Source organism: Paenibacillus sp. J2R1T-4, from assembly GCF_059692235.1.
This window is the reverse complement of the sequence record NZ_JCAUBA010000004.1, coordinates 348,662-362,629: the sequence shown is the minus strand read 5'-3', so window position 1 is coordinate 362,629 and position 13,968 is coordinate 348,662. Positions and strand designations below refer to the sequence as shown.

The 13,968-nt window shown below is 49.1% G+C and carries 12 protein-coding genes; 4 read left to right on the top strand and 8 right to left on the bottom strand.

Features of this window, described 5'->3' with window-relative positions; translation table 11 throughout:
- Position 1: 1 nt before the first annotated feature.
- The 3 genes from AC58QD_RS10530 to xylA all read right to left on the bottom strand — a co-directional run bounded on the left by AC58QD_RS10530 (position 2) and on the right by xylA (position 4,142).
- Positions 2–1,165 (bottom strand): Gfo/Idh/MocA family protein, encoded by a 1,164-nt coding sequence (locus AC58QD_RS10530; protein ID WP_497332815.1) that lies wholly within the window; start codon positions 1,163–1,165, stop codon positions 2–4.
- 90 nt (positions 1,166–1,255) lie between these two features.
- A complete protein-coding gene (xylB, locus tag AC58QD_RS10525) occupies positions 1,256–2,770 on the bottom strand; it encodes a xylulokinase (RefSeq protein ID WP_497332813.1) in 1,515 nt (504 codons plus the stop codon).
- 55 nt (positions 2,771–2,825) lie between these two features.
- A complete protein-coding gene (xylA, locus tag AC58QD_RS10520) occupies positions 2,826–4,142 on the bottom strand; it encodes a xylose isomerase (protein WP_497332811.1) in 1,317 nt (438 codons plus the stop codon).
- A 207-nt stretch (positions 4,143–4,349) separates the two neighbouring features.
- Between xylA and AC58QD_RS10515 the strand changes: the two genes are divergently transcribed.
- Positions 4,350–5,510 (top strand): ROK family protein, encoded by a 1,161-nt coding sequence (locus tag AC58QD_RS10515; protein WP_497332809.1) that lies wholly within the window; start codon positions 4,350–4,352, stop codon positions 5,508–5,510.
- Here the strand turns inward: AC58QD_RS10515 and AC58QD_RS10510 are convergent.
- From AC58QD_RS10510 to AC58QD_RS10490, 5 genes are all read right to left on the bottom strand, one after another.
- Positions 5,500–6,303, bottom strand: a complete 804-nt coding sequence (locus AC58QD_RS10510) for a helix-turn-helix transcriptional regulator (RefSeq protein WP_497332807.1) — start codon at positions 6,301–6,303, stop codon at positions 5,500–5,502. The two genes, AC58QD_RS10515 and AC58QD_RS10510, sit on opposite strands and share 11 nt — an antisense overlap.
- Before the next feature lie 40 nt (positions 6,304–6,343).
- Positions 6,344–7,108 (bottom strand): phytanoyl-CoA dioxygenase family protein, encoded by a 765-nt coding sequence (locus tag AC58QD_RS10505; RefSeq protein ID WP_497332805.1) that lies wholly within the window; start codon positions 7,106–7,108, stop codon positions 6,344–6,346.
- A 115-nt stretch (positions 7,109–7,223) separates the two neighbouring features.
- On the bottom strand, positions 7,224–8,234 hold the full coding sequence (locus tag AC58QD_RS10500) for a Gfo/Idh/MocA family protein (protein WP_497332803.1): 1,011 nt from the start codon (positions 8,232–8,234) through the stop codon (positions 7,224–7,226).
- A 16-nt stretch (positions 8,235–8,250) separates the two neighbouring features.
- Positions 8,251–8,748, bottom strand: coding sequence for a GNAT family N-acetyltransferase (locus tag AC58QD_RS10495; protein WP_497332801.1), 498 nt, complete (start codon positions 8,746–8,748; stop codon positions 8,251–8,253).
- Positions 8,749–8,759: 11 nt separating this feature from the next.
- On the bottom strand, positions 8,760–10,079 hold the full coding sequence (locus tag AC58QD_RS10490) for a Gfo/Idh/MocA family protein (protein WP_497332799.1): 1,320 nt from the start codon (positions 10,077–10,079) through the stop codon (positions 8,760–8,762).
- 223 nt (positions 10,080–10,302) lie between these two features.
- Here AC58QD_RS10490 and AC58QD_RS10485 point away from each other — a divergent pair, with 223 nt between their 5' ends.
- The 3 genes from AC58QD_RS10485 to AC58QD_RS10475 are packed head-to-tail and all read left to right on the top strand — an operon-like array spanning position 10,303 to position 13,962.
- Entirely contained in the window at positions 10,303–11,394 is a 1,092-nt protein-coding gene (locus tag AC58QD_RS10485) for a GerAB/ArcD/ProY family transporter (RefSeq protein WP_497332797.1), read from the top strand.
- Positions 11,384–12,805, top strand: coding sequence for a spore germination protein (locus AC58QD_RS10480; RefSeq protein ID WP_497332795.1), 1,422 nt, complete (start codon positions 11,384–11,386; stop codon positions 12,803–12,805). The genes AC58QD_RS10485 and AC58QD_RS10480 overlap by 11 nt, the downstream gene beginning before the upstream one ends.
- A complete protein-coding gene (locus tag AC58QD_RS10475; protein ID WP_497332793.1) occupies positions 12,802–13,962 on the top strand; it encodes a Ger(x)C family spore germination protein in 1,161 nt (386 codons plus the stop codon). Before AC58QD_RS10480 ends, AC58QD_RS10475 begins: the two co-directional genes overlap by 4 nt.
- Positions 13,963–13,968 lie beyond the last annotated feature (6 nt).

Genomic DNA, 13,968 nt, shown 5'->3' with positions numbered 1-13,968 from the left:
TCTACAATTCACTCACATGAACCCAACGGCGTTCAGCAATTGACCGATCGACTGCCTCCAACACCTGCTGGCACTTCACACCATCCTGGAAATTCGGGACAGGCTGCCGATCTTCACGAATCGCTTCCATCAACTCCAGAACCTCATGGATAAACGTGTGCTCGTAGCCGATTGTATGACCCGGCGGCCACCAGGCTTCGGAGTAAGCGTGAGCAGGATCTGTTGCGAGAACGCGTCTGAATCCTTGTACGTCCGCATCATCATCGGTGAAATAGACTTGCAGCTCGTTCATCCGTTCGAAGTCAAATTTCACGCTGCCCTTGCTGCCATTGATCTCAAATGAGTTCGTGCTGCGGTGGCCGGGAGCGAAACGTGTTGCTTCAAAACTCCCTAATGCGCCGCACTCGAATTTACTTAAGAACAACGTCGCATCGTCAACGGTAACCGGTCCGCGCGGACTATCCTTACTTCCTTTGGCACTAAGGCCTGTCATGGTGTCCGGCATCGGCCGTTCCTTGATGAACGTATCATTCATCCCGACCACTTCCGTCATATCCCCGACGAGATAATGCGCCAGGTCGATCAGATGCGCACCTAGATCACCATGAGAACCTGATCCGGCCACTTCTTTCTGCAGCCGCCACACCAGTGGAAACTCCGGATCGACGATCCAGTCCTGAAGAAACCAGGAGCGGAAATGATAGATTCGTCCCAGACGGCCATCCTCTACAAGCTTCTTAGCCAATTGTACAGCGGGTGCGAATCGATAGTTGAACCCAACCATATGCTTAACTCCGGCTTTCTGAGCGGCCTGCAGCATCTCTCTGGCACCGGCTAATGTAATGGCTAACGGCTTCTCGCAAAACAGATGTTTCCCTGCTTCCGCAGCGGCTATGGCAATCTCATGATGGGCATTACTTGGAGCGTTTATATCGATTATATCGATATCATCCCGATTGACCAGGTCACGCCAGTCTGTAACGTACTCATTCCAACCGAACTGATCAGCAGCTTGCTGCACGCCTGCTTCATTCCGACCGCAAATGACCTGCATAACAGGGCGAAGAGTGTCTGGGAAGAACATCTGTAAATCCCTATAAGCATGGCTATGCGCCTTACCCATAAACTTGTAACCGATCATCCCTATACGAACTTTCTTTGTCATGGAAACCCCTCCTCAAGAGTTATTTCGTAAGCGTAATCTCAACCATTTGCAGAACAAATGAACGTCGAGTCGGCTCGAGAAAGTATCCTATTACTTAACCTTAGTCAGTCCCGATCGAAACGGAACCAGCCTCTCATTCAGTTCCCGAGTCTGTTCGTAGACGCATCGGTACACTTGAAAAAGCGCCTCATAAGTATGTACGGCTTCCTCTTTGGGAGTGTAGATTGCCGACTTCTTCAAGAATGCGTCTGCGCATGCTTCCAGAGTCTCAAACCAACCGCAGCCAACAGCTGCCAGCATCGCAGCACCCATTCCAGGCCCTTGTTCGCTTCCAAGCTTCACAATCTCAGCCCCGAATATATCGGCTTGCATCTGCAGCCAAGCTGGATTCTTGGCCCCGCCGCCGATCGAGATTAGCCGATCGATACGCTTACCTGTGCCGCGCAGAATGTCTACAGATTCTCTTAGCGAGAATGTGATGCCTTCTAATACAGCGCGGGCCATATGCGGAAGCCGGTGTGAAGCGTCGAGCCCAATAAAGCTGGCCCGGATCGAGGCGTCAGCATGCGGAGTGCGTTCCCCTACAACATAAGGGGTGAACAATAGCCCACCCGAGCCTGCCGCAACCCCGGCTGCAGAGGACAACAATTCGTCGAAGCTGTTATGCGGCGCGACGGATTCCTTGAACCACTGCAAGCTGTAGCCAGCCGCAAGGGTCACACCCATTGCGTAGTAAGCGTCCGGCTTGCCGTGGTTGAACAAGTGCAGCTGGCCGCGATAGTCGGCTCGGCCATCCGGCTCGTACGCGAGTACGACGCCGGATGTGCCGATGCTGACGAGCGTCTCGCCAGCGGACAAGATGCCTGCGCCGATCGCGCCGCAGGCATTGTCCGCGCCGCCCGCGAACACGCGTGTGCGCGGCGAGAGCCCGGCCTGCTGCGCCGCGGCCGGCAGCAGAGCACCGCTCTCCGCCGTAGGCGCGACGAGCGGCGGACACAGCGCCGGGTCGACGCCGACCGCGGCGCAGATGCGCTCGCTCCAACGCTGGCTCGCGACATCGAGCAGCAGCGTCCCCGCTGCGTCAGACAGGTCAAGGGCCAGCTCCCCCGTCAGCCGGTAGCGCAAATAATCCTTAGGCAGCAAGAACACCGCTGCCCGCTTATAAAGCTCAGGCTCGTGCTGCTTCACCCACAGCAGCTTCGGCAGGGTGAAGCCTTCGAGCGCACGATTCTTCGCGATGGCCAGCAGCTCATCGCCAAGCGCCTCCTCAATCTCTCGGCACTGCGCAGTTGTGCGGGTATCGTTCCATAGTATGGCATTACGCAGCACTTGATGGTCGGCGTCCAGCAGCACGAGACCGTGCATCTGCCCCGAGAAGCTCAGGCCTTGCACCGCATCAGCGGGAATCCCGCTCTCCTCCATCAGCCGGCGAAGGGCAGCTAAAGTACCCTTCACCCAATGCTCAGGGTCCTGCTCACTATACCCATGTTGCGGCTGCAGCAGCGGATAACTCTCCGTCGCTTCGGCGCGTACCGTTCCTGCTTCATCTACCAATAGCACTTTAACAGAGCTTGTGCCCAAATCTACCCCAATTACATACCGCATCTTTTCACCTCTTTACCCTTATCCCACAAGTAACCTATATGAAGTCGAATCCCTATTACTCCGTTTCCAGCAAATATTGATTAAGCACAGCCTTCAACCGTTCTTGACGACCCGAAATATTAACAATTGGCTTATTCTGCAGCGCGTACTGCTCCAAGCTTGCAAGCGAAGCACGGCCTTCCACAATTTCCTTCCCGATCCCATCGTGGAAAGTTGCGTAACGGCGATCAACAGCATCCTCGAACACTTTGTCTTCGATTAGCCTGGCCGCTACCTTAAGTCCTTTTGCGTAAGCATCCATTCCGGCAATATGCGCATAGAACAAATCCTCAGGCTCGAATGACGCACGGCGCACCTTCGCATCGAAGTTAATGCCGCCTTTCCCTAGCCCTCCATTCTTAAGCACCTCATACATCGTTAACGTAGTGGCATATAGATCAGTCGGGAATTCATCCGTATCCCAGCCGAGGAGCAAGTCACCCTGATTGGCATCCAGCGATCCCAGCATGCCTTGAATACGCGCTACTCGCAGCTCATGCTCGAACGTATGCCCTGCTAGAGTAGCATGATTGGCTTCCAAGTTAAGCTTGAAATAATCTGTCAGACCATAGGTCTGCAAGAATGAGATCGTTGTAGCGGCGTCGTAGTCATATTGATGCTTGGTGGGCTCTTTGGGCTTCGGTTCAATCAGGAATTGTGCTCCAAAGCCAATCTCATGTGCATACGATACAGCCATTTGGTACAACCGTGCCAAATTGTCCAATTCCAGCTTCAGATCCGTGTTCAGAAGAGTTTCATAGCCTTCACGGCCACCCCAGAACACATAGTTCTCTGCACCAAGCCGCTTGCCGATCTCCAGACTTTTCTTCAGTTGGGCAGCAGAGTAAGCGTATACATCCGCATTACTGGTCGTTCCCGCCCCATGAACGAAACGCGGATGAGTGAACAGACAGGCCGTATTCCACAGCAGCTTAGCTCCGCTTGATTGCATATGTTGTTCAATCATTTCTACTATAACATCCAGATTGCGATTCGTTTCTTGCAAAGTATCGCCTTCCGGTGCAATATCCCGATCATGAAAAGCAAAGTACCGAATACCAAGCTTATCCATCATTTCGAATGCTGCTTCCACTCGTGCCTTGGCCAAATCCATCCCTGTGAACCGATCCCATGGACGAATCGCAGTTGCGCTGCCGAATGGATCAGACCCGCCCCCTGTCAACGAATGCCAATACGCTAAGGAGAACCGCAGGTGCTCCTCCATCTTCTTGCCTGCTACAAGCTGCTCCGGATTATAATGTTGAAATGCAAGCGGAGACGTTGTGCGACTGCCTTCATACAAGATGCGGCCAACCGAACTGAAATATGACATATCGTTCCTCCTCTAGTCTTTACGAAGTTAAATCACTTCGTAAGCACAATGTATCTCGATGAGTTCATAATATCAAAAGGACACCTACTTTGTACATCCATTAAACTAAGTTTATTGCAATAAGAATTGAACTTTGTATAAAACTAATCTAAACTAACGTTATTAAGTTATTGGATGGAATAAGTTGAGGAATGAGGAGAATATGAAGTGCGCACAACTGGTGATCAGTTTCTGGTCAAAAAAATCAATAAATCTATCGTGCTCGAAACGATACGCAAGGAAAGTCCCTTGTCCCGTGTCCAAGTATCCGAGATGACAGGACTGAATAAAGGAACGGTCTCCTCCCTTGTGAACGAACTGATCCAGGATAACCTTGTATATGAGATCGGTCTTGGACAATCTAGCGGCGGACGCAAGCCCATGATGCTTCATTTCAATAAAACGGCCGGGTTTGCTGTGGGCATCGATCTGGGAGTAACCTATATGATTACTGTCTTGACCGATTTGGAAGGTCATATCATCGCGGAGCAGCAAATTCCAATTGAACATCCGTCTCCTGATTCCGTCGTGAATCAGCTTGTGATGCAGGTAAGCACCCTTATAGATCGAGCACCGGCAAGTCCATACGGCATCATAGGGATTGGAATTGGTGTTCCAGGTATCGTGAATGCGAATGGAACGATATTGCTTGCACCCAATCTGCACTGGGAGCAATTTCCTCTTCGGGAGCGGCTGATGAGCGAGTTTGGACTGCCTGTGACGATTGATAATGAGGCGAATGCCGGCGCATTGGGAGAGAAGCAATATGGGGCGGGCCGAGTCCGGGATAATCTGATCTACTTGAGTGTCGGGACTGGAATTGGTTCAGGCATTATTATAGAGGGGCAATTATTCCGTGGGGCGTCCGGGTTCTCTGGCGAGGTAGGCCATACTTCGATCGAATCCAATGGTAAAAGATGCAGCTGCGGTAATCGCGGGTGTCTGGAGTTGTACGCTTCCGAGGGCGCATTGACTGAACAGGGTCGCGGGATAGGGGCTGCTAACTTTGATGAATTGATTGAAATGGCGGAAGCTGGCAGGCCCGAGGCGCTGCAGTTATTTCATCAGACCGGAGAGTATTTGGCCATCGGCATCACGAATATGATCCATATGTTCAATCCACAGCTCATTATTATTGGGAACCAGATGGTCCGCGCCGAAGCATGGGTACGCAATACTATACAGCGCGTCGTGAAACAGCGTTCCTTGCCTTTTCATCGCGAAGCCGTGGAGATCCGCTTTGCTGCCCTCCGGACTCATTCCACTGTGCTTGGCGCCTCCCATTATGCAATCTCTGCGTTTCTCACCAAAGACCGCGTTACCCTCTAGATGCCCGGTATTCAGTAGGGGTAACTCCTGTGTTTTGCTTGAACATACGCGAGTAGTGATGGGTATTCTTGAATCCTGTCCGTTCCGCGATCTCCCCGATACTAAGGCCTGTGCTGCTTAATAGATCTTTGCTTCTGTCCAATCGAACTTTCCACAAATGCTTGATCGGCGAAATATATTCATATAATTGGAACAGGCGAATCAAATGTTCTTTGGTAACATAGGCTTCGACAGCGAGCTCGCCAAGGGTTAGCGACTCCATATAGCGATTACTGATCACCCCTTTGGTTATCGTAACCGCACGGTGCACCCGCTTCCGCTCTGCTTCAAGATGCGTCTCTGCCTCATAAAGATGAAGGGCAGACAATCCGATCGATTTCAAGGCATCCAACGTACCGGAAGAAGTTTGACTGACGCTAATTGCAACGTCTATCAGTTTGTTCATAGATTCTGTCAATCGAATTACGGGCGGAAGGAGCCTGAGTTGCTCCAGCATCCCGGCCGGATAATCTCCTTGAGGACTCAACGTCAACCAACGATGCCAGGAATCCTCCGTTCTGGAAAAGGCGAAGAATTCACTATGACCAGGTAAAAGAAGCACCGTATTGCCCGGTGCCACGTTAACTATTCGCTCGTCGATATGAAGCTCAAGCGAACCGCTATGAAGGGTTACCAGCTGCAGGGCGGCTTGATGGCGGGGGCCGTATGTGCCGCACGGCGGATATACAATCGAACCTGTATGCACATGTCTGATGTGTAGGATCGTCCAACCCGATATTCCGTCTTGTCCCATCTTACCCCCATCCCGCCAGGCCGCAATCTGTCCTGCACACTCAATAGAGCGGAGTTTTCTGCTTCAAATCCTTGCGGTACGTGATCTCTGTATCATGCCTTACATAGTGACATACATAAGAACGCCGCCAACGGTTCAATGAACGATTCTTGGTAGAAGAATGGATCAGCAGCTCATGAAACAACAGGATATCGCCCTTCTCCATGATGACCGGAATTTCCTTCTCGAGCTCGGCTCCCTCGGTCTCATCCGTCCACTCTTCGTGCTCTTCATGATTCCGAACCGCTCCATGCGGCAAAAGCCCAAGCTTATGGCTGCCGGGAATGACCCACAGACATCCATTCTCTTCATCAATGCGATCATGCGCTATATATCCGGCTATCATGCTGCGGGGCTCGTTATTGATATAGTAGTAGTCTTGATGGGCGGCCTGCCCCTTCGAGCCTGGCTCCTTGTAGAAATACATGCTTTGAACGCCGCATGCCTCGTCGCCCATAAGCTGTGCCAACGCGCCTCTCATGATAGGGAGCTTCATCATTTGCAGAGCAAATCCATCATGCTTGTGCGGATTAAACAGTCGGAGTGAGAACCTGTTTTGGTCCGTAAGCTCAACATCTTTTCTCTGCGGCAGTGCCCAATCCGGTATTTGAGCTCCTGATCGGATCGTATGGATATGAGAATTAAAGGCATCAATCAGATCCTCGCTGCATCCTTTGGATATCGTTACAAATCCATTCTCATGATAGAACTCGACCTGCTCCTGCGTAAGCGGAGTCAATATTGCCTGTTGATTCGTCAGGTTCATACTATGCCCTCCAGCACTAGTGTACGAGACATAGAGCATCCCTTATGTCCGCTGCTATCAGCATATTACGTTTGTTAATCTCTAACAATGTCCGGCAATGATCACCTTGTATCTATCATTGATATTTGTTATATTGCGTCTTCCTCTGACGAACACAATCTGCCACTTCCACAGACTGCAGAGCCGTCTCCAGGGAGCCAGCAGCGAGTTTGGCCTCATTGTTCTTAATCAGATCCACTACAAAGGAAGCATTCTCATTATACATCCCGAAGGTCTCGAACCACTCCGTTCCGTCGCCCTCCTCCTTACCGAACCATTGACCAACAAGCTGTCCCTTCACATAATGCAGCAGAGTGCCGCCGTGCTCATCTTGCCCGGACATAGGGATGCGCAGCTCGAACATCTCATTGTGAGCATGAACCGTTATACTCTCAACTAGCTTCCCGGATACCGGGTTAAAATGCAGCAAAGCCTTTATCCCATTCTCGAAGTCAGCATCGAGTCGGAAATGGGCTACATTCACACCAAGATGAGGAAGCTCGTTGTAGTCGAATAGAACCTTCTCATAGTCCGCTCCCGCCAAATACTGTGTCATATCAATCGCATGAATAGCCGTTGTCGAGAAGTCCTCATCCAATCGATTTACGCGGAACATATCATAACAAATACTGTGTATCCCTCCCTCGGAAGAAAGGTTGCTAAGCATCCCCTTCAACCTGCGGCTAAGCGGGGCATAACGGCGATTGAAGGCGACGCGATTGGGCACACCTAGACGTCTCGCTGCCTGAACGAGCCGTATCGTTTCCTCGCGTGTCTTCCCCGGCGGTTTCTCCATAATGATCGGATAGCCTTGCTCCATGACCTGTAGGGCCAAGCCCATTGTTAGATCTACAGGCGCAACCAGACTGACGGCATCAGGACGCTCGGCATCCAGCATCGTATTGATATGTGTATAATAGCGTCTGTATCCGAACTTATCGCGATAATGAATGGCCGTTTGCTCATTCAGGTCACAGCAGGCTGCAAGGACTACATGGTCATTCTCCCGTTGCACCTTGCTCCACGATGGTCCATGAACGGATTCTGCGTGTCTTCCGCATCCAATTGAAACGACTTTGAAGCTCATCGGTCTACATTCTCCTTTAACTTCTAGGATGGTTTGATTCTGTCGTATGCTCCATATGAATCCCCACGATTGCATCGCCCAAGTGGTTCTTCATTTTATGGATGTTAAAGGGCTTGAAACCAAGCTTATGGTAGAATAGTAAAGCGGCTGTATTGGTATGGTGACACACCAGCAGCACCTTCGGAAGGCTAAGCTCCTCTCCGGCTATGCGAAGCATCTCTTCGATAAGCGCCGATGCCGCCCCTTTGCCGCGATAGTCAGCAGCTACGATCACATTGCCTAACCAACCGTGCTTAGCCTCCTCCACTCCGTACATGTTCGCATACCCGACAACCTGATCTCCGTCAAGCACTACAGTCGGCTTCCAACGGGACTCCGCCTTGGCCTGCAGCGCTTCAGGCTGAAGAGGAAAATCCCCTCCCGGGAAACCCATGGAGAATAATTCTTCCGCATTTTGAGGAAACGTGCTTATAATCGCATAATCTTCCTTCACAGAGCCGCGAAACGTATACATCCTATCTCCCCCTATAATTGCGGAACGTCTACTACCTTTTTCTCTGTCATCGCTTGATTGGCTGCAAATCCAATCAAATGGCCATAGATGGAATCTTCAAGTGTGGTTGAGGACAAGGATGGAGCTTCTCCCCTTATGACACGAACGAAATCTTCGACAAGCCGCAAATCTCCGCCCCCGTGCATATCCATCGATACGTTCAGCTCTACTTTCTCTTCCTTATACTCGTGTCCGGCCCTCGGATCCGGATGACGCACAATGAAGTAACCGTCTTCCATAAAACCTTCTATCTCACCTAACGTTCCCAAGAGATGTATTCGCCGCCCTGGCTTGGAGGATCCCCCCATCAAATTATGAGTAGCTGTAGAGCCATCACTGAACTCAACAACAACAGATTGATGGTCCACGACATCATTATCACTATGCCAGACACACTTCCCGTAGGGGTTATCGGTTCGAAGCGACTCGATCTGTTCCTCTTCAGTAGGCACCACTCCAAGATGGTGATGGACCCATACATAAGGTCCCCACAGCTTTTGCTCCAGATAGTGTTTCTTGGCTGAATATGTACAGCTCTCCTCGATTTTGCAATCCAGCAAACAGCGTGTTCCTGCTCCTTCAGGCGCGCGCTCAGGACGGAAGTAGGATAAGCCGCCGAAGCTGCTTACACTAACAGGCGTAGAGCCGCTTTTCATCCAGGTTAGGATATCCAGGTCATGACAACATTTGGACATCAGCATCGGAGACTTGCACTTCTCTACACTATTCCATTTGCCTCTAACGAAGCCCATCGCCATATGGTGATAGCTTACATTCTCCGCCGTCTGAACATTCAAGATGTCCCCAATCTCTCCGGCTTGTACACGCTTGCGAATCTCAGCGTAAAAAGGCGCATATCGAAGCACATGGCAGATCATTACTTTGCGGCCGTGTAGCTTTGCTTGCTCCAGGAGTCCTAATACTTCATCCTGCGAAGTGCCTATTGGTTTCTCTAGCAATACGTCATATCCGGCAGCCAGAAGGGGTAATGTAGTCTCTACATGCTGAGCATCCATCGTACCGTTAATTATCGTGTCTGCTATTTTTCCATGTGAAACAAGCTGCTGTACCGTTTCGAATCGGTGCTCCCGTGATACTCCGAATTTCTCCGCAGTACGATCCCTTCTAATAGGATCCGGATCCACCACACCAACTATTTGTAGTTCATCCGGATGAACCTCCGCGTAAGAGGCATAGATCAGACTGCGATGGCCTGCACCTACGATAATGGCTGTAACAGGACCGGTTCCCATGCTTGTAAGTTGAGCCGTTTCCATTTGAGTTGTATTCACGATAATTCCCCTCCTAAAGCATATGTTCTTCTCAATGAAGCTCCTACCTTAGTGCTTCCTTTTTCCACCTTACTATAACAGAAAACGCGTTCATTTTGGCTCCAGCATCGAGAAATAGACAATTAAAAGACATGTATCTACATATTTAACTCCTACACTGGAAATACTTTCTGAATGGCTGCCTGCATTAGCAATGCAGATAAACGACGAGGGGGGAAGGATCATGATGAGACATTCCATTGGAATGCTGCAAATGACTATGATCATTATGTCTTCCGTTGGTTTGATTAATCATGTGCTTATCATCCCCGTGCTGCTCGATAATGCCGGACGCGACGCATGGATTTCTGTATTGTTCATGACCATTCCCTTTCTGGCATGGACCTGGCTCATTTTCTTCATTATGAAACGCAGCGGGCAGCGGCATCTGATCGATTGGATTCAAGATCGATGCGGGACCATTATTGCTGCAGGCATTGCAATCCTAGCAAGTGCTTATTTATTGTTCTCGGCAGCGATTACCGCCCGTGATACGGCTACTTGGGCCGTTACCTCCTACTTGCCGTACACCCCAAGGGTCATCCTGCTATTCTTGCTTATCCTGCTCTGTTACCTTACAGTAATCCAAGGCTTTCGCGTTATAGCTATCATGGCCGGAATTTTGTTGCCTGGCATCGTTGTGCTTGGATTTTTCGTGATGGGCTCTAACATTCCGAACAAAGATTACTCCCGCTTGTTTCCCGTCCTTGAGCACGGCATGATCCCCGTCTGGAAAGGCATGCTTGTGTGCGGCTCAGGTTTAGTAGAGTTAACGCTTATTTTGTTTATGCAGCAATACTTGACACACAAGATTCGCTTCTGGCAAATTGGTGCGGTCGCCATTATTCTAATAGGCTTGACACTGGGTCCTGTTACCGGGGGGATCGCAGAATTCGGTCCTACTGAATTGACTAAGCTGCGTTATCCGGCATTCGAGGAATGGAAGCTGATCGTTATCTTGAAAAACGTGGAACGGTTAGACTTCTTGTCCATCTATCAGTGGCTGTCAGGCGCTTATTTGCGCATTTGTACGGCAATGCTTCTTATTTGTGAATTGTTGAACCGCTCCTATAAATATTCGGTAGCCAAGTTTATGCTCCCATTCTTTCTTGGGCTATTCGTGGTCACCTTAATTCCGTTCTCCGATGTTGATTTGTACCATTTGATCGGTTTGGTCTACTTGCCTAGCTCCTTGATTGTGTTAGGGATTTTGACGGCTTTCTTTACAATTCTAGCATGGATAAGCAAGCAAAGGAGTCGATCACATGCACGCTAACCATCGTTTTAGAGAGTTGTTCGCTTCCAGTCACGATGTTATGGTCAAAGACATTGGCGAACTTACACTTATATACAGTGAAGGATTATGTGATACCACACAGATCCATCTGGCTTTGTTGCCTGCCATTGCGGAGCTTGGACTCGATGCGTTCAAACAAAATTCCGTTGGGGGATTCATCCTGGATCTTCTTCCAAAGGATTCTAGTGAACAAGCTATTATTAGCGCGGTATTTGCAGGCATCCTTGTGATCCATAATCGTTCGGATGATGCTTTATATGCAGCAGATTTCGCCAATCAGCCTCAACGCAGCACTGAAGATTCCAACTCGGAAACTGGTAATCTGGGACCGCGTGATTCCTTTACAGAGAGCATAGTAACCAATGTAGCCTTAATCCGCAAACGGCTCCGAACGAATAGCTTACACAATGAACAGTTTATTGTTGGCCGCCGAACTCAGACTCGGGTCTCCCTTTTATACATGGATGATATTATTTCGAAGGAATATGTCCACGAAGTACGTGAGCGATTGAATTCTATTGATATTGATGCTCTTTATAGCGCTGAGCAGTTGAAAAGGCTTATCTCGCAATCAACCCTTGCTCTAGTACCAACTTATGGAGTAACCACTCGCCCTGATATGATTCTGGAGAGCTTATTAGCAGGCAGATTCGCTCTCTTTATCGATGGGGTTCCCGTTGCCATTGTGGCACCTGTTAATCTCTCTTATTTACTGATGGCTGCTGAAGATGTGCATACGCCACAGCATCATGTTGCCTTCATCAGTTTGATCCGATTTGCTGCATTGTTTATTACTTACTTTCTTCCAGGGTTCTGGATTTCACTTGTCACTTACCATCAGGATCAAATCCCATTTGGTCTGTTAGCTACCATATCGGTAGCGAGCGATGGAACACCGTTCAGCGAAGCCTTTGAGCTGTTCATTGTTTTATTGATGTTCCAATTGTTCATGGAAGCAGGCAATCGCCTGCCATCATCGATAGGGAGTATGTTGTCTGTTGTGGGAGGATTAATTATCGGGGATGCAGCCATACGCTCGGGTATCAGCTCACCTGCCACCTTATTGATCGCAGGAATATCCAGCACATCTGCCTTCGTCCTTATGCCCAACACATTAGGTCTAGGTTCAGTAATCGTGCGACTGTATGTACTGGTTGTTGCATCTTTTTTGGGGTTGTTCGGGTTCTTCCTCTCCTTCTTCTCCGTTATTTTATATGCGGCAAGTATACGATCCTATGGAGTTCCATTTCTGGTACCGTTCTCTCCCTTACGGTTTCCGGATATTCTCTATACCATCTTCTACTTGCCCTGGAAAAAGCGAAAACAAAGGCCGAAGTTCCTGAATGTTCAGGATAAAGGAAAACAACCTCAAGGAGATGACGCCAAGTGACTCTCTGGATTCGACTTATTCGGTTAACCACTATGTCTTTTCTTGTATTGTTACCTGTTGGAGGCTGCTGGGATGCAGATAGTATAGAACAATTGGATTACGTCAGAGCGCTCGGAATCGATTATATAGATGGACAATACGTGGCTTATCTGCAATTACCTAATCTCGCTAATGTAGCCAAGAAAGAAGCTCCTCCCCAAGAAATACCGTACAAATCCTGGTTAGCCACAGGGAAGGGGAAATCCATTAATCTTGCCGTTAGGGAAATCTTCCAGACATCCTCCAAGAAAATCATAATGGGTCAAACGACTGTTCTCGTGCTAGGAGAACATATTCTTCAGAGAGAAGAGCTGCAGGATATCTTCGAAGATCTCAATCGGTTTCGCGAGCTCCGTTATACGATGTGGGTGTATGGCACAAAGGCAAGCATACCCGAATTGTTCGATGTATCCCCCACATTCTACCAATCACGAAGCTACACCATTCTTCAGAACCCAACGGATAATTACAAGAAGCTTTCACTCATTAGACCAATTCGCTTGCATGATTTCATGAACGATTACCAGGATAAGGCCTGTTACGCCCTGTTACCCTCTCTCGGACTATCCACCAATAATTGGTCAGCAGGAGATAAGCCTTTGGATATGCAACTGTTTGATGGTACATATGTTTTCCATCAAGGCGCTTACACCAGCTTCCTTTCTTTAGAGAAAATAAAAGGACTTCGATTGGTGGACCGACACACCGTTAGTACGGCTATTAATCTTGAACAAGATGGCAAGTCAGTCGCAACATTGGGGTTGCAGCATCCTCGTGCCAAATTTAAGTATGACATTCAAGGGGAGCAAGTGACCTTTACGATTGACGTGAAAATTTCCGCTACCTTGATTGAGCTGCACTCCGCATTTGATTTGGAGCAGTTGGAGCAGCTTGCCAAGAAGCAGATCGAAGAAGAGATACGCTCCACTTATTTGAATGGCGTGAAGAATCAGATTGATATTTATGAACTGGGAGATCGCATCTACAGTAAAGACCCAGCCCTCTTCAATAAGCTAAGTAAGGAGGGAACCCAATTATTCTTGAAGCCGGAATCGCTGGGTGAGATCAAGATCAAGGTCGTACTTGATTATCTCGGAAAGTATAAATTTATTGAATAATAGAAG

Bases quoted from the DNA above. Each gene is read 5' to 3' on its own strand.
- AC58QD_RS10495 (WP_497332801.1), bottom strand. From the start codon at position 8,748: ATGTATACGTTTCGCGGCTCTGTGAAGGAAGATTATGCGATTATAAGC.
- AC58QD_RS10500 (WP_497332803.1), bottom strand. From the start codon at position 8,234: ATGAGCTTCAAAGTCGTTTCAATTGGATGCGGAAGACACGCAGAATCC.
- AC58QD_RS10530 (WP_497332815.1), bottom strand. From the start codon at position 1,165: ATGACAAAGAAAGTTCGTATAGGGATGATCGGTTACAAGTTTATGGGT.
- AC58QD_RS10480 (WP_497332795.1), top strand. From the start codon at position 11,384: ATGCACGCTAACCATCGTTTTAGAGAGTTGTTCGCTTCCAGTCACGAT.
- xylB (WP_497332813.1), bottom strand. From the start codon at position 2,770: ATGCGGTATGTAATTGGGGTAGATTTGGGCACAAGCTCTGTTAAAGTG.
- xylA (WP_497332811.1), bottom strand. From the start codon at position 4,142: ATGTCATATTTCAGTTCGGTTGGCCGCATCTTGTATGAAGGCAGTCGC.
- AC58QD_RS10505 (WP_497332805.1), bottom strand. From the start codon at position 7,108: ATGAACCTGACGAATCAACAGGCAATATTGACTCCGCTTACGCAGGAG.
- AC58QD_RS10510 (WP_497332807.1), bottom strand. From the start codon at position 6,303: ATGGGACAAGACGGAATATCGGGTTGGACGATCCTACACATCAGACAT.
- AC58QD_RS10485 (WP_497332797.1), top strand. From the start codon at position 10,303: ATGATGAGACATTCCATTGGAATGCTGCAAATGACTATGATCATTATG.